Origin of the sequence: Neisseria sp. HMSC061H08, assembly GCF_001836795.1 — a bacterium.
Classification (GTDB): Bacteria; Pseudomonadota; Gammaproteobacteria; order Burkholderiales; family Neisseriaceae; genus Neisseria; species Neisseria subflava_A.
In genome coordinates this window covers 442-25,475 of record NZ_KV830583.1, presented here as the reverse complement: position 1 = coordinate 25,475, position 25,034 = coordinate 442, and the positions used below count along the sequence as shown (strand labels likewise).

Annotated in this window: 23 protein-coding genes; 14 read left to right on the top strand and 9 right to left on the bottom strand. The window is 52.5% G+C overall.

The genetic code is table 11. The annotated features are described in order from the left end of the window. Positions 1 to 36: 36 nt before the first annotated feature. The 4 genes from recQ to gltX all read right to left on the bottom strand — a co-directional run bounded on the left by recQ (position 37) and on the right by gltX (position 4,952). Positions 37 to 2,346, bottom strand: a complete 2,310-nt coding sequence (gene recQ, locus HMPREF2675_RS08690) for a DNA helicase RecQ (RefSeq protein WP_070814740.1) — start codon at positions 2,344 to 2,346, stop codon at positions 37 to 39. A gap of 216 nt (positions 2,347 to 2,562) precedes the next feature. After that, positions 2,563 to 2,898 (bottom strand): zinc ribbon domain-containing protein YjdM, encoded by a 336-nt coding sequence (locus tag HMPREF2675_RS08685; RefSeq protein WP_070814739.1) that lies wholly within the window; start codon positions 2,896 to 2,898, stop codon positions 2,563 to 2,565. 59 nt (positions 2,899 to 2,957) lie between these two features. Continuing rightward, positions 2,958 to 3,296: a hypothetical protein gene (locus HMPREF2675_RS08680; RefSeq protein WP_004519158.1), complete on the bottom strand. Its 339-nt coding sequence runs from the start codon at positions 3,294 to 3,296 to the stop codon at positions 2,958 to 2,960. A 261-nt stretch (positions 3,297 to 3,557) separates the two neighbouring features. After that, positions 3,558 to 4,952, bottom strand: coding sequence for a glutamate--tRNA ligase (gltX, locus tag HMPREF2675_RS08675; protein WP_070814738.1), 1,395 nt, complete (start codon positions 4,950 to 4,952; stop codon positions 3,558 to 3,560). Between the two features lie 163 nt (positions 4,953 to 5,115). On the opposite strand from gltX, the gene HMPREF2675_RS08670 reads away from it, so the two are divergent. Together HMPREF2675_RS08670 and HMPREF2675_RS08665 are read left to right on the top strand one after the other, a co-directional pair. Beyond that, positions 5,116 to 6,210, top strand: a complete 1,095-nt coding sequence (locus HMPREF2675_RS08670; RefSeq protein ID WP_070814737.1) for an ABC transporter substrate-binding protein — start codon at positions 5,116 to 5,118, stop codon at positions 6,208 to 6,210. Between the two features lie 117 nt (positions 6,211 to 6,327). Then, positions 6,328 to 6,579, top strand: coding sequence for a hypothetical protein (locus HMPREF2675_RS08665; RefSeq protein WP_070814736.1), 252 nt, complete (start codon positions 6,328 to 6,330; stop codon positions 6,577 to 6,579). Between the two features lie 69 nt (positions 6,580 to 6,648). On the opposite strand, the gene HMPREF2675_RS08660 is transcribed toward HMPREF2675_RS08665, so the two are convergent. Continuing rightward, on the bottom strand, positions 6,649 to 7,305 hold the full coding sequence (locus HMPREF2675_RS08660; protein ID WP_070814735.1) for a YdcF family protein: 657 nt from the start codon (positions 7,303 to 7,305) through the stop codon (positions 6,649 to 6,651). Positions 7,306 to 7,330: 25 nt separating this feature from the next. Beyond that, complete coding sequence (arsC, locus tag HMPREF2675_RS08655; RefSeq protein ID WP_004519164.1) at positions 7,331 to 7,690, bottom strand: arsenate reductase (glutaredoxin); 360 nt, start codon at positions 7,688 to 7,690, stop codon at positions 7,331 to 7,333. Between the two features lie 169 nt (positions 7,691 to 7,859). On the opposite strand from arsC, the gene HMPREF2675_RS08650 reads away from it, so the two are divergent. The 6 genes from HMPREF2675_RS08650 (at position 7,860) to HMPREF2675_RS08625 (ending at position 14,014) form a co-directional block, all read left to right on the top strand. Then, the gene (locus HMPREF2675_RS08650) at positions 7,860 to 8,342 is read left to right on the top strand and encodes a TlpA disulfide reductase family protein (protein ID WP_003747814.1); all 483 of its coding nucleotides are present in this window, start codon (positions 7,860 to 7,862) and stop codon (positions 8,340 to 8,342) included. Positions 8,343 to 8,591: 249 nt separating this feature from the next. Further along, positions 8,592 to 9,242 carry a cell division ATP-binding protein FtsE gene (gene ftsE / locus HMPREF2675_RS08645; RefSeq protein ID WP_003681151.1) on the top strand — a complete coding sequence of 217 codons (651 nt, stop codon included), beginning with the start codon at positions 8,592 to 8,594 and terminating at the stop codon, positions 9,240 to 9,242. Beyond that, positions 9,239 to 10,156 carry a permease-like cell division protein FtsX gene (gene ftsX / locus HMPREF2675_RS08640; protein WP_070814734.1) on the top strand — a complete coding sequence of 306 codons (918 nt, stop codon included), beginning with the start codon at positions 9,239 to 9,241 and terminating at the stop codon, positions 10,154 to 10,156. Before ftsE ends, ftsX begins: the two co-directional genes overlap by 4 nt. Positions 10,157 to 10,352: 196 nt before the next feature. Further along, complete coding sequence (gene murA / locus HMPREF2675_RS08635; protein ID WP_070814733.1) at positions 10,353 to 11,606, top strand: UDP-N-acetylglucosamine 1-carboxyvinyltransferase; 1,254 nt, start codon at positions 10,353 to 10,355, stop codon at positions 11,604 to 11,606. Positions 11,607 to 11,733: 127 nt separating this feature from the next. Further along, positions 11,734 to 13,791, top strand: a complete 2,058-nt coding sequence (metG, locus tag HMPREF2675_RS08630; RefSeq protein WP_070814732.1) for a methionine--tRNA ligase — start codon at positions 11,734 to 11,736, stop codon at positions 13,789 to 13,791. A gap of 28 nt (positions 13,792 to 13,819) precedes the next feature. Continuing rightward, entirely contained in the window at positions 13,820 to 14,014 is a 195-nt protein-coding gene (locus tag HMPREF2675_RS08625) for a virulence regulator (RefSeq protein WP_070814731.1), read from the top strand. A gap of 109 nt (positions 14,015 to 14,123) precedes the next feature. Here the strand turns inward: HMPREF2675_RS08625 and rsgA are convergent, their stop codons facing one another. Beyond that, positions 14,124 to 14,990 carry a ribosome small subunit-dependent GTPase A gene (gene rsgA / locus HMPREF2675_RS08620; protein WP_070814730.1) on the bottom strand — a complete coding sequence of 289 codons (867 nt, stop codon included), beginning with the start codon at positions 14,988 to 14,990 and terminating at the stop codon, positions 14,124 to 14,126. Between the two features lie 150 nt (positions 14,991 to 15,140). Between rsgA and HMPREF2675_RS08615 the strand changes: the two genes are divergently transcribed. The 5 genes from HMPREF2675_RS08615 (at position 15,141) to HMPREF2675_RS08595 (ending at position 19,985) form a co-directional block, all read left to right on the top strand. After that, the gene (locus HMPREF2675_RS08615) at positions 15,141 to 15,758 is read left to right on the top strand and encodes a tellurite resistance TerB family protein (RefSeq protein WP_070814729.1); all 618 of its coding nucleotides are present in this window, start codon (positions 15,141 to 15,143) and stop codon (positions 15,756 to 15,758) included. A 99-nt stretch (positions 15,759 to 15,857) separates the two neighbouring features. Beyond that, on the top strand, positions 15,858 to 16,778 hold the full coding sequence (locus HMPREF2675_RS08610; protein WP_070814728.1) for a patatin-like phospholipase family protein: 921 nt from the start codon (positions 15,858 to 15,860) through the stop codon (positions 16,776 to 16,778). 107 nt (positions 16,779 to 16,885) lie between these two features. Continuing rightward, positions 16,886 to 18,742 (top strand): ribonuclease catalytic domain-containing protein, encoded by a 1,857-nt coding sequence (locus HMPREF2675_RS08605; RefSeq protein WP_070606520.1) that lies wholly within the window; start codon positions 16,886 to 16,888, stop codon positions 18,740 to 18,742. A 135-nt stretch (positions 18,743 to 18,877) separates the two neighbouring features. Further along, entirely contained in the window at positions 18,878 to 19,105 is a 228-nt protein-coding gene (locus tag HMPREF2675_RS08600; protein ID WP_003681131.1) for an exodeoxyribonuclease VII small subunit, read from the top strand. Further along, the gene (locus tag HMPREF2675_RS08595; RefSeq protein WP_070814727.1) at positions 19,089 to 19,985 is read left to right on the top strand and encodes a polyprenyl synthetase family protein; all 897 of its coding nucleotides are present in this window, start codon (positions 19,089 to 19,091) and stop codon (positions 19,983 to 19,985) included. Before HMPREF2675_RS08600 ends, HMPREF2675_RS08595 begins: the two co-directional genes overlap by 17 nt. A gap of 157 nt (positions 19,986 to 20,142) precedes the next feature. On the opposite strand, the gene ftsY is transcribed toward HMPREF2675_RS08595, so the two are convergent. Continuing rightward, on the bottom strand, positions 20,143 to 21,705 hold the full coding sequence (gene ftsY / locus HMPREF2675_RS08590; RefSeq protein ID WP_083323909.1) for a signal recognition particle-docking protein FtsY: 1,563 nt from the start codon (positions 21,703 to 21,705) through the stop codon (positions 20,143 to 20,145). Between the two features lie 146 nt (positions 21,706 to 21,851). Between ftsY and msrAB the strand changes: the two genes are divergently transcribed. Beyond that, a complete protein-coding gene (gene msrAB, locus HMPREF2675_RS08585) occupies positions 21,852 to 23,420 on the top strand; it encodes a bifunctional peptide-methionine (S)-S-oxide reductase MsrA/peptide-methionine (R)-S-oxide reductase MsrB (protein WP_070814726.1) in 1,569 nt (522 codons plus the stop codon). Between the two features lie 130 nt (positions 23,421 to 23,550). Here the strand turns inward: msrAB and purB are convergent, their stop codons facing one another. Further along, entirely contained in the window at positions 23,551 to 24,921 is a 1,371-nt protein-coding gene (gene purB / locus HMPREF2675_RS08580) for an adenylosuccinate lyase (protein WP_070814725.1), read from the bottom strand. Positions 24,922 to 25,034 lie beyond the last annotated feature (113 nt).

Sequence of the window (25,034 nt, the reverse complement as noted above, 5' to 3'; positions counted from 1 at the left end):
GGGTTTCAGACGGCCTTTGATGATAATCGCAATCCATTAATCCGCTTGTTTGCACAATTCGACAATTTCCGCGCCGTATTTGTCGGTTTTTTCCTCATTCATGCCGTGGATTTCCGCCAGCTCCGCCAAATCTTGCGGCCGTCGGGCGGCAATGGCGCGTAGGGTAACTTTGCTGCATATCTGATAGGCTTCGAGGCCTTCATGGCGGGCAGTATCGATGTTCCACTGAAGCAGGCGGCGCATCAAGCGGCGTTTGCGTTTGTCCTCTTCGCTCAGGCCGTCTGAAAACGGGCGGCAGATGTTTAAAATGCCCTCGCCGTATTGTTCGATACGTTTTTCGCCGAGTTTATACACGCCCAAAAGGTCGATGGGTTCGGCAGGCGTATTGGTCAGTAAGTCGTCCATGCTTTCGTTGGAGAACACCGTTCCCAGCGTGACTTGATCGGCACTTGCCTGCTGCTCGCGCCACGTTTCCAAAGCCTGTTTTAAGGCCTGTTCGCGCTCTCCCAAACTATGGATAACTTGTGTACTGTCTGTGGAAACCGTACCGGCTTCGGCCGTTTCGCAAACGTCGAGTATCTCCAAACCGAATTTATTGATTTTCGCCTCGCCCAAGCCGTAGATTTGATGCAAATCTTCCAAACTTCGGGGCATTTTTTCGACAATATCGCTCAGGGTTTTGTCGCCGCAAACCACATAGGCCGGTACTTCCTCCGCCCGGGCGCGTTGTTGCCGCCACTGGCGCAATGCCTGCCACAAACGCTCTTCGCGCTCGGTGCGCAACCAATCGTCTTTCGGCTTTTGGGTGGCCGTTTTTTCGCGGCGCAGGGGGCGCAGCATGACTTCGGTTTCGCCCTTGAGGACTTTTTTTGCCGCTTCGGTCAGCTGCAGGGCTTGATGCTGCTCGACATTGACGGTGAGATAGCCCAGGCTGATGCACTGGCGGATGACGCTGCGCCATTCCTTGTCAGTCTGTTCGCTGCCGATGCCGAATGTGGATAACTTATCATGGCCGTTGCGCAGTATCCAATCATCGCTTTTGCCGCGTAAAAGGTTGGTGATGTAACCGGCGGCAAAACGTTGTCCGGCGCGGTACACGCAGCTGAGTAATTTTTGCACCAACACCGTGCCGTCAAACCGCACGGGCGGATGCAGGCAGTTGTCGCAATGGCCGCAGGGTTCGGATTCTTCGCCGAAATGTTTGAGCAGCAGTACGCGGCGGCAAGCGGCGGTTTCGCAGACGGAAAGCATGGCATCGAGTTTTTGCATTTCGATTTGCTTTTGCACTTCGTCGCTGTTGCCTTCGGCAATCCGTTCGCGCAGCAACACCCAATCGTTCAAGCCGTAACACAGCCAGCTCACGGCAGGCAACCCGTCACGGCCGGCGCGCCCCGATTCCTGATAGAAATGTTCGACACTTTGGGGCATATCGAGATGGGCGACAAAGCGCACGTCGGGTTTGTCTATGCCCATGCCGAACGCCACGGTCGCCACCACAATAATATTGTCTTCATGCGTAAAGCGGCGTTGGTTTTCCTCGCGCACGTCCATGCTCAAACCGGCATGATACGGAATCGCCTCCAAGCCGTTTTCACACAAAAACTGCGCCACATCTTCGACTTTTTTGCGGCTTAAACAATACACAATGCCGCTTTGCCCATGCATCTGCTTGCGGATGAAATCCAGCAATTGTTTTTTGCCATTATTTTTTTCGATAACCTGATAATAAATATTCGGACGGTCAAAGCTGGAAATAAATTCGGGCGCATTGTCCAAATGCAGATAATGCTTGATGTCGGCGCGCGTGGCCGCATCGGCGGTAGCGGTCAGGGCGATGCGCGGGACGTTCGGATAGCGTTCGGCAAGCATGCCGAGCTGTTGATATTCGGGGCGGAAATCGTGTCCCCATTGGCTGACGCAATGTGCCTCATCAATGGCAAACAGGCTGACGGTTTGTTGGTCGAGAAAACGCAAAAAGCGGTCGGTAACCAAGCGTTCCGGCGCAACATAAAGCAGTTTCAGACGGCCTTGGGCAAGCTTGTCGACAATCTCGCGCGCCTCATCTGCCGATGTGCTGCTGTTGACTGCCGCCGCTTCAATCCCGGCCACATGCAGGCTGGCCACTTGGTCGTTCATCAGCGCAATCAGCGGCGATACGACAACCGCCACGCCTTCACGCATCAGCGCCGGAATCTGGTAACACAAAGACTTGCCCCCGCCCGTCGGCATCAGCACCATCAAACTCTCGCCGCCGGCCAAAGCATAGACGATAGCCTCCTGCTTACCACGAAATTCGGGATAACCGAATACTTCGTGCAAAATCTGTTTGGCGGTCGGCTGAGGCATCATGGTTCCGTAGAATAGGGGAAAGCGTTATTTTAACGGTTTTACACCCGCGTATGTGCGGAACATTTTGCCGTCGCTTTTTCAGACGGCCTGAAATTCAACTCCATTAAATTTATTTAATTTTAAATAAAGATTTGTTTTATTTTGAATGAACCGCATAAAGGCCGTCTGAATCCTAATCTTCGGATTTCAGACGGCCTTTCAAAGATAAAATCTTTAGGCTTTTTTGACGAACTCAGATTTCAAGTTCATCGCGCTGCCATCGATTTTACAACCGATATTGTGGTCGCCCTCTTGCAGGCGGATGCCTTTGACTTTGGTGCCTTGCTTGATGACCATAGAGCTGCTTTTGACTTTCAAATCTTTAATCAAGACAATCGTATCGCCATCTTGCAAGACCGCGCCGTTGGCATCTTTGACTTCCAATACATCATCGCTTGCAGCCACAGCATCGGCCTCGTTCCACTCATGGGCGCACTCAGGGCAAACGTATTGGGCACCATCTTCGTAAGTGTATTCGGAGTGGCATTTCGGGCAGGGAGGTAGGGACATGAGGTTTCCTTATAAATATGATAAAAGAAGCGTAAAACGCAAATAATACAATGTCTAAATTATTGATTCGCCTTGCTGCCGCCTACGCCGTAAACAGCATTCCACGCCGCATCCAACATCTGGCCGGCTTGTTGCAGCTTGGCATTTTGCTGCTCTTTCTGAGCCAAGGCCGTCTGAATTTCGCCTTTCAAACGGTCAATATCGGATTGCGCAGCCTGCAAACGGCGCTGCGCGCTTTCCAAATCGCTTTGCAGGGAAATGATTTTGCTGTCGTTGCTGTTTTGCTCATGCAAAGCGGCACGGTAAACCGATTGGACGGACAGCAAACGGTCTTCTGCCTCACCGGCATACGCCGCGGCGGCAGATAACATCATCAGGGCAAGTAAGGTTTTTTTCATGGGTTTTCCTTTAAAGTTGTTTGATTTGTAAAGTAAAGCGCAGAGCTGATTTTTCAGCCGCCAAGTTTACATAATAGGCTTATTGGTCTTTGTTCTTGATGGCTTATTTTATATTCAGGCTACTAATAAAAGTTAATCCAATCATCTGTTTCGACAGGCAGGCATTATTTTCTCATATTCTCCGCCTGATTCCATTATTTTCTGGTTTTATGATAAAAGGCCGTCTGAAAAATTTTCAGACGGCCTTTTATCATTCATGCCTTACGAACGGATCCGTTTCAACACTTCTTCTTTGCCGATTAATGCCAATACGGCATCGACGCTTGGGGTTTTTGCCGTACCGCAGACAGCGAGGCGTAGGGGCATACCGAGTTTGCCCATTTTGATGCCTTCTTCGTCGCAGAAAGGTTTGAAGAGGTCGTGGATGGCTTCGGCGTTCCAGTCTTCCAGCCCTTCGAGGCGTTCGGCGAAGCGCAGCATACGGGCGGCGGCTTCATCGTCCCAGTGTTTCTGCACGTCTGCTTCGGCAGGCGTTTGTTTGACGTAGAAGTAGAGGCACTCGTCGGCGAGGGTGTTCAGGCCTTGGGCGCGGTCTTTGACCAATGCCAACACGTCTTCCAAAGCGGGCTTACTGGTTTCGTGGATATCGCGCAGGGCGAGGCGGGGTTTTACCATTTCAGCCAGTTTGTCGTTAGGCGTGATTTTGATGTGTTCGCCGTTAATCCAGTAGAGTTTCTTCAAGTCCATGCGGCTTGGAGATGGGGAAACATCTTTCAAATCAAACCATTCGATGAATTGTTCCATTGTGAAGAATTCGTCGTCGCCGTGTGCCCAGCCCAAGCGTGCCAAATAGTTGAGCATGGCTTCGGGCAGGATGCCCATCGCGCCGAAATCGGTGATGGCAACGGTATCGCCGCTGCGTTTGGAGATTTTTTTGCCTTGTTCGTTAAGAATCATCGGCAGGTGGCCGTATTCGGGCAGGGTAGCGCCAATGGCTTTTAAGATGTTGATTTGTTTCGGCGTGTTGTTCACATGGTCGTCGCCGCGGATAACGTGGGTAACGCCCATGTCGTAGTCGTCCACGACGACGCAGAAGTTGTAGGTCGGCGTGCCGTCGGCGCGGGCGATAATCAGGTCGTCGAGCGCTTCGTTGGGAATGGAGATTTCGCCTTTGACCAAGTCCGTCCATTGGGTAACGCCGTCCAAAGGCGTTTTGAAACGGACAACGGGTTGCACGTCGGCCGGGATTTCTGGCAGGGTTTTGCCTTCTTCCGGACGCCAGCGGCGGTCATACGTCGCCGTGCCTTCTTTTTCGGCTTTCTCGCGCATGGCTTCCAGCTCTTCTTTGCTGCAATAGCAGTAGTATGCATGGCCTTTTTCTAAAAGTTCGGCGATGACTTCTTTGTAGCGGTCGAAGCGGCGGGTTTGGTACACGACGTTGTCGGCGTTGTCGTAGTTCAGGCCGACCCATTTCATGCCGTCGAGGATGATGTTGACGGATTCGGCAGTAGAGCGCGCCAAGTCGGTGTCTTCGATACGCAATAGGAACTCGCCTTTATGATGGCGGGCAAACGCCCATGAGAACAGGGCGGTGCGTACGCCGCCGATGTGCAGGTAGCCGGTGGGGCTGGGGGCGAAACGGGTTTTGACGGTCATGATGGCTCCAAAATCTTTTAAAACGGTTATTTTACTTTTTCGGCGTGGTTTAAACAACGAACAAAAGGCCGTCTGAAAATAATGTCGGCGCAGAAGGACCGTCTGGGAACTTTTCTCCTAAAAACAAAACAAATGATAATCATTTCTTTGAAAGTATCCGCTCATGAACAAACGCGCTTTATTTGCCGCCCTCGCCCTCCTGCCCCTTTTTGCCCAAGCCGAAATCAAAACTATCAAAGACGTATTGGGACGCGAAGTCAAAGTCGATGTCCCTGTCAAACGCGCGGTTTTGGCGTTTTACTACCCCGACTATATCGCGGTAACGGGCGCGGACAAATTTAAAAACGTCATCGGCATTTCGCGTGAGTTTTGGGAGAAATTCAATCCCGGCAGCTGGGCGATATTCAAACAGAAGCTGCCTACGCTGCAAAACATTGCGGACATCGGCAACATCAACACCGGCACGTTTTCACTGGAGAAAACGCTCGCGCTCAAGCCGGACGTATTGATTCTGGCCGACTGGCAGTATAAGGCCGTCGCCACCCACCTGCCGCGTATCGAAGCGGCAGGCATACCCGTCGTCGTGGTCGATTTCAACGCCGAAACCGTCGCGCGGCACACGCGCAGTGCGGAAATTTTCGGCGAACTCAACGGTACGCAGGCGCGCGCCCAAAAAATTGCCGCCGAATACGCCCGAGGCATTGCCGACATCCAAAAACGCGTCGCGCGCGCCAAGCAGTCCAAACCGAAAATCTATATCGAGTTCGGCGACAAAGGCCCGTCCGAATACAGCTACACCTTCGGCAAAGATATGTGGGGCGCGATTGCCGACACAGCAGGCGGCAACAATATCGCCGCGCCTTACGTTAAAAACTGGGGACCGGTAAACCCTGAAAAATTCCTGACGGCCAAACCCGACGTCATCGTCATTTCGGGGACGGAAAACGGCCATAAAGACAAGCCTGACATTATGGCGATGGGCATAGGCATCAGCCAGGCCGATGCGCAACGCCGCCTGGCCGGATTTGTCAAACGCAAAGGCTGGGCAGACATTCCTGCCGTCAAAAACAAACGCGTTTACGGCATCTACCACACCGCCTCCCGCTCGCTCACCGATTTGGCCAGCGCGCAATTTATCGCCAAAACCCTGTATCCGCAGCAGTTTGCCGACATAGACCCAAACAAGACCTATCTGGACTTCTACCGCAAATACCTGCCCGTCGTGCCGGACGGTACGTTTTACATCCGATTGAAATAGCGGCTGCAAAAATCATAGGCTCAGGCCGCCTGAAGATTCAGACGGCCTGAACATGCTATGCCGATAAAGATTTAATGAGTATAATTACTGTTCTTTCAACAAAATTACTGGGTACGTATGAACGGACAAAACCAAATCGACCAGCCTCAGGCTCCGGTCGTCAGCATCAAAGAATGGTTGCTAACAAACTTGATTTTGATGATTCCGCTAGTCAATATAGTTATGACGTTTGTATGGGCATTCGGCTCAAACACCAATCCGAATAAAGCCAATTATTTCAAGGCTGCCTTGATTCTGTTTGTCATCTATCTGGTACTGGCTGTAGCTGTAGTCATTTTTGGCAGTGCAGCTGCAAATCAATATCAATAAGTAAGCATACATTTAGGCCGTCTGAAACCTAAAGGATTCAGATGGCCTTTTACATGGATTACCGAAGGCTCAACCACCTATCCAATTCCAAACCGCATCGCTCCATTTGCCGATACGGTAGAGAAACAAAGAATAGCTCTCCTGCATCAGAAACTTGGCTTTCTTGCTGCGCTCGTCAAAGCGCGTGGTCGGAGTGGCGGAGAACTGCGCGTCTGACAAGCCCAAATCGGCGGCCATTTCTTCGGCACGCGCCAAATGATACGGGTCGCTGACAACGATAATGCTGCCGACTCCGTTGGCGTGCATGATGGGGATGATATTGCGCAGGTTTTCGTAAGTGTTGTGCGACGTGTTTTCAAACAGGATATTGTGCGCCGGTATGCCCTGCTTGAGCGCGTATCGGCGCCCCACTTCGGCTTCGGTCATAAATCCTTTTTTGGGCGTACCGCCGGTGAAAATGATTTTGCCGACCCGATGGCTTTGGTAGAGCGTGATGGCATGGTTGATGCGCTCACGGAATACCGGCGACGGGCGTTTGTCCCACGCCGCCGCACCTAACACCACCGCCGCATCGGCATGAGCGTCCTTCGGCAAGGTGTGCGAACCTGTCCGGTAAATCTGCCATGTGCCACTCAAAAAAATACCGCACACCAGCAAAACGCTCAAAGCAAGGCCTCGAAACAGGTAGTATCGCAGTCCGTTGCGGCTTTTAAGCAGGGAAATCATCTTCAGACGGCCTTATCCAACCCCATCAGCCGAGTAGGGCGGCAATGTTTTCCAACGGGCGGCCGATGGCTGCGCGCGTAGGCGTTACCAAAACGGGACGCTCGAGCAGGGCAGGGTGTTCGGCGATTGCCTGAAGCAGGGCGGCATTGTCCAAATCGGGATTGTCCAAACCCAATTCTTTGTACAAATCGTCTTTCGTGCGCATCATGCCGCGCACCGATTCGATGCCGAGTTTGGCAAACATATCCTGCAAAGTCGCCAAATCGGGCGCGGTATCCAGATACTTGACCACGTCGGCGGCAACGCCTTTTTCTTCGAGCAAAGCCAGCGCGGCACGCGATTTGCTGCAACGCGGGTTGTGATAAAGTGTGAATTCAGACGGCATGAAATTCTCCGTATTATTGCAAAATCATTCAATGATGGCGGTTATTATCGTCTGCAACTGATTTTTACTCAAACTTTTTACCTGATATATTGATATGAATCGGTAGGCATACCCACCAAACCGTTTTACAATAAACACAATTTCGATTGGCAACCTCAAGGATACAACCATGAAAGCCTTAACCGCCCTTCTATTGTCCGCTGCCGTTTTTACCGCTGCGCCGGCCTTTGCCGCCGACGAAACAGCAGGTTGGCAGGACAACAAACCGCAAAGCCTGGAATCACTCAAAGCCCCCGTGCGCGTGGTCAACCTTTGGGCAACCTGGTGCGGCCCCTGCCGTAAAGAAATGCCCGCCATGTCCGCATGGTACAAAGCTCAGAAAAAAGGCAGCGTCGATATGGTCGGCATCGCGCTGGATACGACCGACAACATCGGCAAGTTCCTGAAACAAACGCCGGTCAGCTACCCGATTTGGCGTTACACCGGCGCCAACAGTCGCAACTTCATGAAAGCCCACGGCAACAATGTCGGCGTATTGCCCTTCACTGTCGTCGAAGCGCCGAAATGCGGTTACAAACAAACCATCACCGGCGAAGTCAACGAAAAAAGCCTGACCGCCGCCGTGAATTTGGCCAAAACCAAATGTAAATAAAACAGCGGATAAGGTGCTTAACCTACGCTGATACCGAGGCCGTCTGAAACCCAATCGTTCAGACGGCCTTTATTTCAAACCATATTGCTTTGTGTTGCAAACCGGCAGTGTCTCCGCCGGCAGAACCGGGGTTTCACTATCAAAAAGCAGCCGAAATATTTATAATCTGTGAATATCCCCATTTTTTCAGACGGCATGTTGCCCTATCGATGACGCCGACCGTCTGAATCCCTATTTTCAGGAAAACCCATGATCCGTTTCGAACAAGTTTCCAAAACCTATCCCGGCGGTTTCGAAGCCCTGAAAAATGTCAGTTTCCAGATTAACAAAGGTGAGATGATTTTTATCGCCGGCCATTCGGGCTCGGGCAAATCCACCATTTTGAAGCTGATTTCAGGCATTACCAAGCCTACCAAAGGCAAGGTTTGGTTCAACAATCAAGACCTCGGCACCTTGAGCGACAATCAGATCGGCTTTATGCGCCAACATATCGGCATTGTCTTCCAAGACCACAAAATCCTCTACGACCGCAATGTCTTGCAAAACGTTATCCTGCCTTTGCGGATCAGCGGCTACCAGCCGCGCAAAGCGGAAGAGCGCGCGCGTATTGCGATTGAGAAAGTCGGCTTAAAAGGCCGCGAAAACGATATGCCTATCACTTTATCCGGCGGCGAACAACAGCGTTTGTGCATCGCGCGCGCAGTGGTTCACCAACCCAGCCTGCTGATTGCCGACGAGCCGTCCGCCAGCCTCGACCGCGCCTATGCGCTGGATATTATGGAATTGTTCAAAACCTTCCATGAAGCAGGAACGACCGTGATTGTTGCGGCGCACGATGAAACGCTGATGGCGGATTACGGCCACCGCGTCTTGCGCCTGCAGAAAGGACGTCTCGCATGAGCATGATTCATTACATCTCGTTACACGTCGAATCGGCACGCGCCGCGCTCAAAGAGCTTTCGCGCCAACCCATCGGCACGCTGCTGACCCTGCTCATGCTTGCCGTTGCCATGACCTTGCCGCTGTTTATGTATTTGGGCATCCAAAGCGGGCAAAGCGTATTGGGCAAACTCAACGAGTCGCCGCAGATTACGGTTTATATGGACACCGATGCGGCAAGTTCTGATGCCGATACGGTGAAAAACCTGCTCCAACGCGACAGCCGTATCGATAAAGTCCGCTTTATCAGCAAGCAGGCAGGTTTGGAAGAATTGCAGACCAATCTCGACCAAAACCTCGTTTCCATGCTCGATGGCAACCCGTTACCCGACGTCTTTATCGTTACGCCCGACCCTGCCACTTCGCCGGATCAGATGCAGGCCATCTATAAAGATATTACCAAACTGCCGCGCGTCGAATCGGCAACCATGGATACGGAATGGGTACAAACCCTTTATCGTATTAACGAATTTATCCGCAAGATTTTGTGGTTCCTCTCGCTGACATTGGGCATGGCCTTTGTCTTGGTGGCACACAATACCATCCGCCTGCAAATCCTCAGCCGCAAGGAAGAGTTGGAAATCACCAAGCTGTTGGGTGCGCCCGCTTCCTTCATCCGCCGTCCTTTCCTTTATCAGGCAATGTGGCAGAGTATTTTCTCCGCCGCCGTCAGCCTGGGCTTGTCGGCTTGGCTTTTGGCCGAAGTACGGCCGCTGGTGGACGCGATATTCAAACCCTACGGTCTGAACATCGGCTGGCGTTTCTTCACATTTAGCGAAGTGTCGCTGGTATTCGGCTTCGTCATCGCGCTGGGCGTATTCGGCGCATGGCTGGCCACCACACAACACCTCTTAGGCTTCAAAGCCAAAAAATAAGCTTTGGCAAACAGGCCGTCTGAACCATTCAGACGGCCTGAAATCTTATCCTTTCGCAACTTAAACAAACCTTGTGAAAATTTAATACTGCCAAATCTAACAGCAAAGGCATAATCCCTTATAATTGATGGTTTATTACCCATCTCATTTCATTTGTGCGGCATAAGCCGTGCAGACAAATAACGAAAGACATCCTGTGGACAAACTCAAAATCTCTGCCAACGGCCCCCTCAACGGCGAAATCACCGTATCCGGCGCGAAAAATGCCGCCCTGCCGCTGATGTGTGCCGGCCTGCTGACTTCCGGCACTTTACGCCTGAAAAACGTACCCATGCTCGCCGACGTCAAAACCACCCAAAAACTGCTGCAAGGCATGGGCGCACGCGTTTTGACCGACAACATCTCCGAATTTGAAATCAACGGCGGCACTGTCAACAACACCTGCGCACCTTACGAGCTGGTAAAAACCATGCGCGCATCCATCTTGGTTTTAGGTCCGACCCTCGCCCGTTTCGGCGAAGCCCAAGTCAGCCTGCCCGGCGGCTGCGCCATCGGTTCGCGCCCGGTTGACCAACACCTCAAAGGCCTCGAAACCATGGGTGCGGAAATCACCATCGAGCACGGTTACGTCAAAGCCAAAGGCCGTCTGAAAGGCACGCGCGTCACCATGGATGTCGTAACCGTAGGCGGTACTGAAAACCTGCTGATGGCGGCCACGCTCGCAGAAGGCACTACCATCCTCGAAAACTGCGCCATAGAGCCCGAAGTCGTCGATTTGGCCGAATGCCTCGTCAAAATGGGCGCGAAAATCAGCGGCATCGGTACAGCAACCATGACCATCGAAGGCGTAAAAGAGCTGCACGGCTGCGAACACAGCGTCGTTCCCGACCGTATCGAAGCCGGTACCTTCCTCTGCGCCGTCGCCATGACCGGCGGCAAAGTCGTCCTGCGCAATGCCGCACCGAAAACCATGGAAGTCGTGTTAAACAAACTGACCGAAGCCGGCGCCATCATCGAAGCAGGCGACAACTGGATTTCCATCGACATGCAACAACGCCCGAAAGCCGTGGACATCCGCACCGTCGTCCACCCAGGCTTCCCAACCGACATGCAGGCGCAGTTTATGGCCATGAACGCCATTGCCGAAGGCAGCAGCCGCGTGGTGGAAACCATTTTTGAAAACCGCTTCATGCACGTTCCCGAACTCAACCGCATGGGCGCAGACATCACCACCGAAGGCAACACCGCCTACATCAAAGGCGTGGAAAAACTCTCTGGCGCCGTCGTGATGGCAACCGACCTGCGCGCCTCCGCCAGCCTCGTCATGGCCGGTTTGGTCGCAGATGGCGAAACCATCGTCGAACGCATCTACCACCTCGACCGCGGCTATGAATACATCGAGAAAAAACTCGGCGGCGTAGGCGCAAAAATCGAACGCGTACGCGGTTGATTCCATACGCAGCCGATAAATAAAAGGCCGTCTGAAACACCGGCAATCGGGTTTCAGACGGCCTTTGCCTATTGTTTTGCGGTATAATCCCCGACATCTTTATCCATTGTTTTTAAAAGCACAAACCATGACACGCAAAATCCTTGTCACTTCCGCGCTGCCGTATGCCAACGGCAGCATCCACCTCGGCCACATGGTCGAACACATCCAAACCGACGTTTGGGTACGCTTCCAAAAACTGCGCGGCCACGAATGCTACTACTGCTGCGCCGACGACACCCATGGCACGCCCGTGATGCTTGCCGCGCAAAAACAAGGCATTGCGCCTGAAGACATGATTGCCAAAGTGCGCGAAGAGCACCTCGCCGACTTTACCGGTTTTTTCATCGGCTACGACAATTATTACAGCACCCATTCCCCTGAAAACAAACAGTTTTCCCAAGACATTTACCGCGCTCTGAAAGCCAACGGCAAAATTGAAAGCCGCGTCATCGAGCAGCTTTTCGACCCCGAAAAACAAATGTTCCTGCCCGACCGCTTCGTCAAAGGCGAATGCCCGAAATGCCACGCCCAAGACCAATACGGCGACAACTGCGAAGTCTGCGGCACGACCTATTCCCCGACCGAACTGATCAACCCGTATTCCGCCGTTTCCGGTGCCAAACCCGAATTGCGCGAATCCGAACACTTCTTCTTCAAACTGGGCGAATGCGCCGACTTCCTCAAAGCATGGACTTCCGGCAACAACCCGCACGACGGCAAGCCCCATCTGCAACCCGAAGCCCTCAACAAAATGAAAGAATGGCTGGGCGAAGGCGAAGAAACCACCCTGTCCGACTGGGACATTTCCCGCGACGCGCCGTATTTCGGTTTTGAAATCCCCGATGCGCCGGGCAAATACTTCTACGTCTGGCTGGACGCGCCCGTCGGCTACATGGCGTCGTTTAAAAACCTGTGCGACCGCATCGGCATCGATTTTGACGAATACTTCAAAGCCGACAGCCAAACCGAGATGTACCACTTCATCGGCAAAGACATCCTCTATTTCCACGCCCTGTTCTGGCCTGCCATGCTGCATTTCTCCGGCCACCGCGCCCCGACCGGCGTGTACGCACACGGCTTTTTGACCGTGGACGGACAAAAAATGTCCAAATCGCGCGGCACCTTCATCACCGCCAAATCCTATTTGGAACAAGGCCTGAACCCCGAGTGGATGCGCTACTACATCGCCGCCAAACTCAACAGCAAAATCGAAGACATCGATTTGAACCTGCAAGACTTTATCAGCCGCGTAAACAGCGACCTCGTCGGCAAATACGTCAACATCGCCGCCCGCGCTTCAGGTTTCATCGCCAAACGCTTTGAAGGCCGTCTGAAAGATGTTGCCGACAGCGAATTGCTGGCAAAACTTGTCGCACAAAGCGAAGCCATTGCCGAATGCTACGAAAGCCGCGAATACGCCAAAGCCCTGCGCGACATCATGGCCTTGGCAGACATTGTCAACGAATACGTTGATGCCAACAAACCTTGGGAACTGGCAAAACAAGAAGGCCAAGACGAACGCCTGCACGAAGTATGCAGCGAGCTCATCAACGCCTTTACCATGTTGACCGCCTACCTCGCCCCCGTATTGCCGAAAGTGGCCGAAAACGCCGCCAAATTCCTGAATTTGGAAGCCATCACTTGGGCAAATACACGAGAAACCTTGGGCGAACACGCCATCAACAAATACGAACATTTAATGCAACGAGTGGAGCAAAAACAAGTGGACGATTTGATCGAAGCCAACAAACAAAGCATCGCCGCAGCAGCTGCGCCTGCCGCCGAAGAGAGCAAATATGAAAAAGTCGCCGAACAGGCCAGCTTCGAAGACTTTATGAAAATCGACATGCGCGTCGCCAAAGTATTGAACTGCGAAGCCGTCGAAGGCAGCACCAAACTCCTAAAATTCGACCTCGATTTCGGTTTTGAAAAACGCATCATCTTCTCCGGCATCGCCGCATCTTACCCAAACCCTGCCGAATTGAACGGCCGCATGGTCATCGCCGTCGCCAACTTCGCCCCGCGCAAAATGGCAAAATTCGGCGTATCCGAAGGCATGATCCTCTCCGCCGCCACGGCAGAGGGCAAACTGAAGCTCCTCGATGTCGACGTAGGCGCACAGCCCGGGGATAAAGTGGGCTAAGGCTTATACCAAATCTTAAGGAGAAACCATGTTAAACCTTTCCGCACCGGTACTTAAAGAAATTGAGTTGCTTCATGATACAGGCTTATCGGTTGGCGCTATTGTTACAGTGTTGCGTCTGAAGTTTCCGGTAGAGCTCCATGATCGGGAGGACAAACAAATTGAAGAAGCCGTGCTTCTCATGATCAATCCGCCACGAAAAGCACCTTCTCTTTCCCGCTAAGGTAGCGATACCGGTTGAAAGGTAAATTTGGTTATGCTTCAAAAAAAGGCCGTCTGAAAGTTTCAGACGGCCTTTTTATTTATCCAAACGCTTAGTTTCCGTTCAATCTTTATCTTAACAATTCATCGGTAACGCGTTGCAGAAATTCGATGCGCTCGGGTTTGGCTTCGCCTGATTCGGCAGCGGCTTTGACGGCGCAGCCGGGTTCGGCGCGGTGGGTGCAGTTGTGAAAACGGCATTGGCCGATAAGGTGGCGCAGGTCGGGGAAGTATTGCAATAAATCAGCGGCTTGGAGATGGTGCAGGCCGAATTCTTGCAGGCCGGGGGAATCGATGAGTCGGGTTTCTGCGTTTAAATCGTATAGTTGGGCGTGGGTGGTGGTGTGTTTGCCGGAGTCGAGCGCAGTGGAAATGTCGCCGGTTCGGGCGGCTTGGTTGCCGAGTAGGGCGTTGGTCAGGGTGGACTTGCCCATGCCGCTTTGTCCGAGCAGGATGTTGGTTTGCCCTTCTAAAATGGGACGCAGGATGTCGGCGTTTTCCAATGCTTTGGTTTCGACCACAGAGTAGCCGAGGGTTTCGTAGAATTTGAGTTTCTCGCGCCATTGGGCGGTTTCGGGGAGGTCGGCTTTGTTGAGGACGATAACGGCGTCGATGCCGGCCGCTTCGGCTGCGAGGAGGGTGCGTTGCAACAGGGCTTCGCTGGGTGAGGGGCTGGCGGCGGTTACGATGAGGAGTTGGGTAACGTTGGCGGCAATCAGTTTGGTTTTCCACGCGTCTTGGCGGTAGAGCAGGCTTTCGCGCGGGAGGTAGTCTTCGATCACGACTTGTTCGCCGTTGATGGGGCTGATGCGGACTTGGTCGCCGCAGGCGAAATCGACGCGTTTTTTGCGGGTGGTGGCGTCATATGTTTGGCCGTCGGGGGTGCGGACGATATAGCGGCGGCCATAGCTGGTAATGATTTGGGCGGTATCGGTCATGATGGGGTTTATTGTTTGGAATGGTGTGATTGTACCGAAAGTCGGCTATGGCCGTCTGAAAACTTGTTTGCACCTTTTAACTTTCTTTGGCTTGGTTTTTTGGTGTTTCTGCCCTATATTTGCAATGTATTTGTTTTCAGGAGATTTTTTATGGATTTCAGTCAGTTGCTCAATCAGGTTTTGGGTGCGGCTCAAAAAGGCGGCAAAGCGGTGTCGGACAGTCCGCTCAATTCTTTCGGCGGCGGCGCGTTGACGGGTGCTTTGGCATCGATGCTGTTGAAAAAGAAAAACACGAAGAAGCTGGTAAAGGCCGGCTCGGTCGCTGCTTTGGGTTTTCTGGCTTATAAAGGCTATCAAAACTGGAAACAAAACCGCCAGCAGGACGAATTGCCGCAAAGTGCGTTCCAACCTGTCGGTCTGATTGGTGAAAACCACAGCCGTGTGATTTTGCAAACGATGATTGCAGCGGCGGCCTCAGACGGCCTGATTGACGATGCGGAACGCGCGGCCATTGAGCGTGAAAGCGGCAGCGATGCGGAAACGGCGGCATGGCTGCAGGCGGAATATGCGCAACCGGCCTCTATCGAGCAAATTGCCGCTTCGGTCGGCAGCGACGAGGCTTTGGCAGCCGAAACTTATCTGGCGGCCAGATTGGTCTGCGCGGACTTATCACGCAAGGAAATCGTGTTCCTGAGCCGTTTGTCCCAAGCTTTGAATTTGGACGACCAACTGGTCGAGAGTTTGGAAAAACAGCTCGAATTGGCTTGAGTTTGATTTAAAAGGCCGTCTGAAACCTGATTTCAGACGGCCTTTCGACTCAATTTGAGAGTAGAATAACCCTTTCGACATATTAAAGGCTGTCTGAACATGAATAAACTTTTTTCCACATTCAAAACGTTTTTAGCCGCTTCGTCCGTCTTGGTATTGGCTGCCTGTCCGAGCGGCAACGCGCCGCAATCCAAACCTTCTACGCAGGGTCAAAATACGGTTTCGCATACTGCACCCAAACCGAAAGCCACGGTTGCGCTGGCTTTGGGCGGCGGCGCGTCCAAAGGCTTTGCCCATATCGGGATTATTAAGGTTTTGAAAGAAAACAATATTCCGGTAAAAATCGTTACTGGTACATCCGCAGGCTCGATTGTCGGCAGTATGTACGCTTCGGGAATGTCGCCCGACCGCCTCGAATTGGAAGCAGAAATTTTGGGTAAAACCGATTTGGTGGATTTGACCTTGTCCACCAGCGGCTTCATCAAAGGCGAAAAACTGCAAAACTACATCAACCGCAAAGTCGGCAACCGTCCGATGCAGCAGTTCCCCATCAAATTTGCCGCCGTTGCGACCGATTTTGAAAGCGGCAAACCGGTGGTGTTCAACGTAGGCAATGCCGGACAAGCCGTCCGCGCTTCTGCTTCGATTCCGAACGTGTTTCAACCTGTCGTTATCGGCAGCCGCAAATATGTAGACGGCGGCCTGTCGCAACCCGTACCGGTCAGCGCGGCGAAAAAAATGGGCGCAAACTTCATCATTGCCGTCGATATTTCCGCCCGTCCGGCCAAAAACGTCAACCAAGGCATGTTCTCCTATCTTGACCAAACCTTCAACGTGATGAGCCAAACCGCCTTGCGCCAAGAATTGGGACAAGCCAATGTGGTCATCAAACCGCAGGTTTTGGAGCTGGGTTCGGTTGGCGGTTTCGACCAAAAACAACGCGCCATCCAACTGGGTGAACAGGCCGCACGCGCCGCCCTGCCTGAAATCAAACGCAAACTGGCGGCATATCAGTATTAATTATCCGCCGTTTGAACAGGCCGTCTGAAAGTATGTTTTTCAGACGGCCTTTCTTGTGCAAATCTGCTAAAATCACGCGTTTCCTACAAATCATAAAATCCTAAAAAATGAATATCTTTTACGAAGAGTCCGGCCAATTCAAAGTTGCCTCCATCGTCCAAAAAAACGACGCCACCTACCAAGTCGATACCCAACACGGCAAACGCACCAAAGTGAAAGCAAACAATGTTTTTGCCGAGTTTGACGGCGATATGGCGGCATTTTTGGAAAACGCGCAGGCACAGGCGGCGGATATCGACACCGATTTATTGTGGGAAGTATGCGGCGAAGAGGAATTTACCGCCGAAGCCATCGCCGAAGAATATTACGGCCATGCGCCGACCAAAACCGAGCTGGCGGCGACTTTGATTGCGCTGTACGCCGCGCCGATGTATTTCTACAAAAAAGCCAAAGGCGTGTTCAAAGCCGCGCCCGAAGAAACCTTAAAACAAGCGCTTGCCGCCATCGAACGCAAAAAACAACAAGACGCGCAAATCGACGCTTGGGCGGAAGCCTTGAAACGCGGCGAGATGCCGTCTGAAATCGCAGCGGATCTGAAAACCATCCTGCACGCGCCCGACAAGCAGTCGCTGACCTACAAAGCCTTTACCAAAGCCGCCGATGCGCTGAAAACCTCCGCCTACGAACTGGCGAAAAAAACAGGCGGCATTACGTCCATTCCCCAATACCTGCAAGACGGGTTTGAAATCAAATATTTCCCCAAAGGAACAGGTTTCCCCGACCTCTCCCTTCCCGAAATGCCCGACCTGCCCAAGGCCGACGTTACCGCCTTTTCCATTGACGACGAATCGACCACCGAAGTGGACGATGCCTTGAGCCTGACCGACTTGGGCAATGGCATGAAACGCGTCGGCATCCACATCGCCGCGCCGTCGCTTGCCATTAAACAAGGCGACAAAATGGAAAAAAACATCATGGAACGCTTGAGCACGGTTTATTTCCCCGGCGGCAAAATCACTATGTTGCCCGAAAACTGGATTGCCGCGTTCAGCCTTGATGCAGGCGCATACCGCCCTTCCATCAGCATTTATTTCGATGTGGACAACGAGTTCAACGTCGGCACGCCAACCTGCAAAATCGAAGCGGTCAACATCGCTGAAAACCTGCGCATCCAAACCATCGAGCCGCATTTCAACGCCGAAACCGGCTTGGACGAAGCAGGCGAAATGATGTTCGCTCACCATCAAGACCTGATTTGGTTCTATCAATTTGCCATCGCCCTGCAAAAAGCGCGCGGCAAATACGAGCCCGACCGCGCGCCGCAATACGATTACAGCATCGAATTGGATGAGGAAGGCAACGTATCCGTCGTCCGCCGCGAACGCGGTTCGCCCATCGATACGCTGGTCAGCGAGATGATGATTCTTGCCAACAGCACTTGGGCGCAAATGCTGGATGAAAACGAGCTGCCCGGCCTTTTCCGCGTCCAACCGGCAGGCAAAGTGCGCATGAGCACCAAATCTGAACCGCACATCGGCATGGGCGTGCAGCATTACGGCTGGTTTACCTCGCCGCTGCGCCGCGCCGCCGACTACATTAACCAAAAGCAGCTGATCAGCCTGATCGATGACACTGCCGAACCGCTGTATCAAAACAGCGATGCCGAGCTTTTCGCCGCGCTGCGCGACTTCGATGCCGCCTATACAGCCTACGCCGACTTCCAACGCCAAATGGAAGCCTACTGGAGCCTCGTGTACCTGCAACAGCAAGGCACGAGCGAGCTGACGGCTACCATCCTCAAAGAAGACCTCGTCCGCATTGAAGGCCTGCCGCTGGTAACGCGCGCGACCGGTATTCCGTTTGACGCGCTGCCTAAATCGCAGGCATTGTTCAAAATCACTGAATTGGATGCCGAGAAGCAGTTTATCGCGCTCAACTATCAAAAAGCCGTTTTACCGGGCTGATAACATTATTCCGTTTGAAAAAAGGCCGTCTGAACGCAAAAACAGAAATCTTTGATTTCGTTTTCATCCCTGTTCAGACGGCCTTAATCATCTAAAAATGCTACAATTCCCCTTTTCTGCCCATCATTTCAAACCATGAAAAAAAACGCCCCCCAATCCTTTGAAGAAGCCTTATCCCGCCTCGAAACCCTGACCCAAGCCATGCAAAGCAGCGAAATGCCGCTGGAAGACGCCCTGGCCGCCTATCAGGAAGGCAACGAATTGGTCAGATACTGCCAAACCAAATTAGCGGAAGTCGAGCAGAAACTGCAAGTCTTGGATGCCGGCGAACTGAAGGAGTTGAACCTTGAACCCGGCGAATGAACTCAAAACATGGCAGCAAAAAGCCCAAGCGCAAACCGAATTGCTGCTGGCGCATTTCTTGCCGTCTGAAAGCCAAGTGCCGCACACGCTGCACGAAGCCATGCGTTACGTTACCCTCGGCGGCGGCAAACGGCTGCGCCCGCTCTTGGTCCTTGCCGCGTCCGAATTGGGCGAAGCAAACCAAAATGCCGTCGAGCAGGCGATGGCGGCCATTGAAATGGTGCACGTCTATTCGCTGGTTCACGACGATATGCCGGCGATGGACAACGACAGCCTGCGCCGCGGCAAACCGACCTGCCATGTGCAATACGATGAAGCAACCGCCCTTTTGGTCGGCGATGCGCTGCAAACCCAAGCCTTTGATGTACTGAGCCGTCCGACAGGCCTGCCTGCCGAACGCCAGCTTGCCATGTTGTCCACGCTGGCCCAGGCATCCGGCAGCCTCGGCATGGCGGGCGGACAAGCCATCGACCTGGCCAATGTCGGCAAAGCCATGAATCAGGCCGAATTAGAACAGATGCACAGCCTCAAAACCGGCGCGCTCATCCGCGCGGCCGTGGCCTTAGGCGCACTTTCCTGCCCGGACTTAATACCGGCGCAAATCCAAACCTTAGACCGCTACGCTGCCAAATTGGGCCTGGCTTTCCAAGTGATCGACGATGTATTGGACTGCGAAGCCGATACCGCCACCTTGGGCAAAACCGCCGGCAAAGACTCGGACAACGACAAACCGACCTACGTCAAACTGATGGGCCTGCACGCCGCGCGTACTTACGCAGAAACGCTGATTGCAGAAGCTGTTGCCCTGATTGAGCCATTCGGCGGCAAAGCCCTGCGCCTGCGCCAACTGGCTGAGTTTGTTACTGCGCGGAAAAACTAAACCTGCGAATAAAATAAAGGCCGTCTGAAACCTGATTTTAGGTTTCAGACGGCCTTTTTAAACAGCCTGTTTGGCTGGTTCAACCGAATGCTGAGTCTTTCTAAATACGGCTCAAAAATCCCCCGCAAACTGCGTTGACAAGCCTCAGCCTGTCTGTTTAATCTAATAGGGCATCTACAAACGCTTTGGCATTAAACGGACGCAAATCGTCGATGCCTTCGCCTACACCGATGTAGCGGACGGGAACTGGGCGGTCAGAGGCAAGGGCGGCAAGGATACCACCTTTGGCCGTACCGTCGAGCTTGGTGACGATCAGGCCGGTCAAGCCCAGCGCTTCGTCAAAGGCTTTTACTTGGTTGACGGCGTTTTGACCGATATTGGCATCAAGCACGACAATGATTTCATGTGGCGCATCCGGCATGGCTTTTTGCAACACGCGTTTCACTTTTTTGATTTCTTCCATCAAATGAAGCTGCGTCGGCAGACGGCCGGCTGTATCGGCCAGCACAATGTCTATGCCACGTGCTTTGGCGGCTTGGACAGCATCGAAACAAACGGCTGCGGAATCGCCTGTGGTTTGCGAAATCACGGTTACATTGTTGCGCTCGCCCCAAGCTTGAAGCTGCTCACGCGCGGCGGCACGGAAAGTATCGCCTGCCGCCAACAGCACAGATTTGCCCTGCGCTTGGAAGTATTTGGCCAATTTGCCGATAGATGTGGTTTTGCCTGCGCCGTTGATACCGGCAAGCATAATCACGAAAGGCTCCTTGGTTTCCGGCAAGACCAAAGGTTTTTCCAGAGGCTTAATCAAGTCGTACAGCGCATCTTTCAGCGCGCCGCGCAATTCGTTGCCGTCTTTGAGGCCTTTGAGGCTGACACGGTCGCGCACGTCTTTCATCAAGTATTCGGTGGCTTCCATGCCCATATCGCTGGTAATCAGCACGGTTTCCAGCTCTTCGTACAAATCCTCGTCGATTTGTCCGCCACCAAACACGCCGGCCAGCGACTTCGCCATTTTATCGCGTGATTTGGTCAAGCCTTGTTTCAAACGCGCAGCCCAACTGAGCTTGGGTTCTTCCACCGGAGCAGGGGCTTCAGCCGGTGTTTCCGCAACGGCTTCTTGAGCTTGCTCAACAGTCTCGCTAACTGCCTCAACAGCTTCTTCTTTGCCCGCTTCGGCCTGTCCTGCTGCTTCTTTTGCCGCCTCAGCCTGTTCTGCTACTTCTTCAGCAGCCTCAGCTACTTCAGACGGCATCTCGGCAACGGCTTCTTGAACCTGTTCAACAGCCTCGCTGACGGTTTCAACAGCCGCTTCTTTTGCCGCCTCAGCTTGTTCTGCTGCTTCCTCAACAGCCTCAGCCGCTTCAGACGGCATCTCGGCAACAGCTTCTTGAACCTGTTCAACAGCCTCGCTGACGGTTTCAACAGCCGCTTCTTTTGCCGCTTCAACGTGTTCTTCCACTTTTTCAACTGTTTCAGACGGCGTTTCGGTCAAAGCTTCCCGAACCTGCTCGACGGTTTCACTGACAGTTTCAACAGCCGATTCGACAACTGATTCAATATGCCCTTTGACGCTTTCTGCTAAAGATTCGGCATCTTCTTTAATATTTTCAACTACTTGAGCAACTTCAGATTCTACTTTTGCTGCGGTTTCCTGAACTTGAGCCTCCTCAGGAGCCGGAGTTTCCTGTTTTTTCTTGCGACGGAAGAAGCTGAACATTAAATTTTCCTTTTAATTTTAAAAACTTGAAATAGGGAGTATTGTAGCGTATTTTACGTGTCAAGGTCGTCTGAAAATCAAGGTTGTCAGGTTTTGGCATTTCCAACGTCTAACGAGACAAACCATCTATTAAAGGAAACATAGAGATGAATCCCCGCACATTATTTTCACTTTGCACCAAGTTTGGCTGCCTGCTTGCGCTTGGCGCCTGCTCATCCAAAATAATGGATACCGAAGCCGCAACCGTACCGCAGGCATTGTCCTCATTGAAAACTCCTGATAACCGCCCTGCCAGTGTTTTCCTGAAAAAAGACAAACCGACCCTGATTAAATTTTGGGCAAGTTGGTGTCCTTTGTGTTTGTCCGAACTGGGGCAAACCGAAAAATGGGCGCAAGATGCAAAATTCAGTTCTGCCAATCTGATTACCGTTGCCTCGCCCGGTTTTCTACACGAGAAAAAAGACGGCGACTTTCAAAAATGGTATGCCGGTTTGAACTATCCTAAGCTGCCCGTCGTGACCGACAACGGCGGCACCATCGCCCAAAGCCTGAATATCAGTGTTTACCCTTCGTGGGCATTAATCGGCAAAGACGGCGACGTGCAGCGCATCGTCAAAGGCAGCATCAACGAAGCGCAGGCATTGGCGTTAATCCGCGACCCGAATGCCGATATAGGCCGTCTGAAAAATTCGTTCTACAAACCCGACACACAGAAAAAGGATTCAGCAATCATGAATACGCGCACCATCTACCTCGCCGGCGGCTGCTTCTGGGGCTTGGAAGCCTATTTCCAACGCATAGACGGTGTGGTTGACGCCGTATCCGGCTACGCCAACGGCAAAACGGAAAACCCAAGCTACGAAGACGTTTCCTACCGCGATACAGGCCATGCCGAAACCGTCAAGGTCACCTACGATGCCGACAAACTCAGCCTAGACGACATCCTGCAATATTTCTTCCGCGTCGTTGACCCGACCAGCCTCAACAAACAGGGCAACGACATCGGCACGCAATACCGCAGCGGCGTATACTACACCGACCCTGCCGAAAAAGCCGTCATCGCCGCCGCACTCAAACGCGAGCAGCAAAAATACCAACAGCCCCTCGTCGTCGAAAACGAGCCGCTGAAAAACTTCTACGACGCCGAGGAATACCATCAGGACTATCTTATTAAAAACCCCAACGGCTATTGCCACATCGACATCCGCAAAGCCGACGAACCTCTACCGGGCAAAACCAAAGCCGCCCCACAAAGCAAAGGCTTCGACGCGGCAAGGTATAAAAAGCCCAGCGATGCCGAACTCAAACGCATTCTGACCGAAGAGCAATACCAAGTGACCCAAAAAAGCGCAACCGAATACGCCTTCAGTCATGAATACGACCATCTGTTCAAGCCCGGCATTTATGTAGACGTCGTCAGCGGCGAACCCCTGTTTTCTTCCGCCGACAAATTCGATTCCGGCTGCGGCTGGCCGAGCTTCACCCGCCCGATTAACGCCGTCGCCGTTACCGAACACGACGATTTCAGCTACAACATGCGCCGCACCGAAGTGCGCAGCCACGCCGCCGATTCGCACTTGGGACACGTCTTTCCCGACGGCCCCAAAGACAAAGGCGGCCTGCGCTATTGCATCAACGGCGCAAGTTTAAAATTCATTCCTTTGGAAGAAATGGACGCTGCCGGCTACGGCGCATTGAAAGACAAAGTAAAATAACAATTTGAATCGAAAAAGGCCGTCTGAAAGAGATTTCAGACGGCCTTTTTAATTTGTCGGATGTAGAGGGTTGGTTTCTTATCTATCAAAAAATCTCAATAACTAAGAAAGTATGCCCTACAAAAACCTTTTAAATTCGTTTTGCCAACTCTTCGGCTTTACCCACATACAACGCAGGGGTCAGCTCAAGCAATTTGGCTTTGGCTTCTGCCGGAATTTCCAACGACTCGATAAAGAGTTTCAACACTTCAGGCGTAATGCCGTCTTTACCGCGTGTCAGGTCTTTCAGCTTCTCGTAAGGATTGGCTACGCCGTAACGACGCATTACGGTTTGAATCGGCTCGGCCAACAGCTCCCAAGTAGCATCCAAATCGGCAGCAAGGGCGGCAGGATTCGGCTCAAGCTTGTTCAGACCGCGCAGATGGGCGGCAAAACCCAATACGGTATAGCCCACGCCTACGCCCATATTGCGCAATACGGTGCTGTCGGTCAGGTCGCGCTGCCAACGGGAAATCGGCAGTTTTTCGGACAAAAAGCCCAATACGGCATTGGCCATACCGAGGTTGCCTTCGGAGTTTTCAAAGTCGATCGGGTTGACTTTGTGCGGCATGGTGGAAGAACCGACTTCGCCTGCTTTGACTTTTTGTTTGAAGTAACCCAAAGAAATATAACCCCAAACGTCGCGGTTGAAGTCGATCAGAATCGTGTTGACACGGCTGATGGCTTGGAAGAATTCCGTCATATAGTCGTGCGGCTCGATTTGAATGGTGTAAGGGTTGAAGGTCAGGCCGAGGCTGATTTCGACAAAGTTGCGGCAATGGGTTTCCCAATCCACATCAGGATAAGCGACCATATGGGCATTGTAGTTGCCGACTGCGCCATTAATTTTGCCGAGGAACTCTTGCGCTTGCAGGTTTTTAAACTGGCGTTGCAGGCGGTACACGACATTGGCGATTTCTTTACCCAATGTGCTTGGTGTAGCAGGCTGGCCATGCGTGCGGCTCATCATAGGGACGGCAGCCAACTCATGCGCCATGCCGGTCAGTTTTTCGATGATTTCGGCCAGTTTCGGCAGCAAAACAGCCTCACGCGCTTCTTGCAGCATCAAAGCGTGGGACAGGTTGTTGATGTCTTCGCTGGTGCAGGCAAAGTGGATGAATTCGCTGGCAGCAGCCACTTCAGGCACGCCGGAGAAGCGTTCTTTAAGCCAATACTCGATGGCTTTGACGTCGTGATTGGTGGTCGCCTCAATGGCTTTGACGGCGGCGGCATCTTCAAGTGAGAAGTTTTCGATTACTTTGTCGATTTCAGCAAGCGTAAAATCGCTGAAAGCAGGAACTTCTGCAATCTTAGGCTCGGCGGCAAGGGCTTTGAGCCAGTTTAATTCAACTTTGACACGCGCACGCATCAGGCCGTATTCGGAGAAAATCGGACGCAATGCTTCAACGGATTTGGCATAGCGGCCATCTAATGGGGAAAGTGCAGCGATAGGGTTAATCATGTCGGATCTTCCTATGGGATGAAAACCAAATTGTTTGCAATTATACATGATTTTACACTTCAAGGCCGTCTGAAAAGCAGGTTTCAGACGGCCTGAGACCTTTGCAAAAAAGT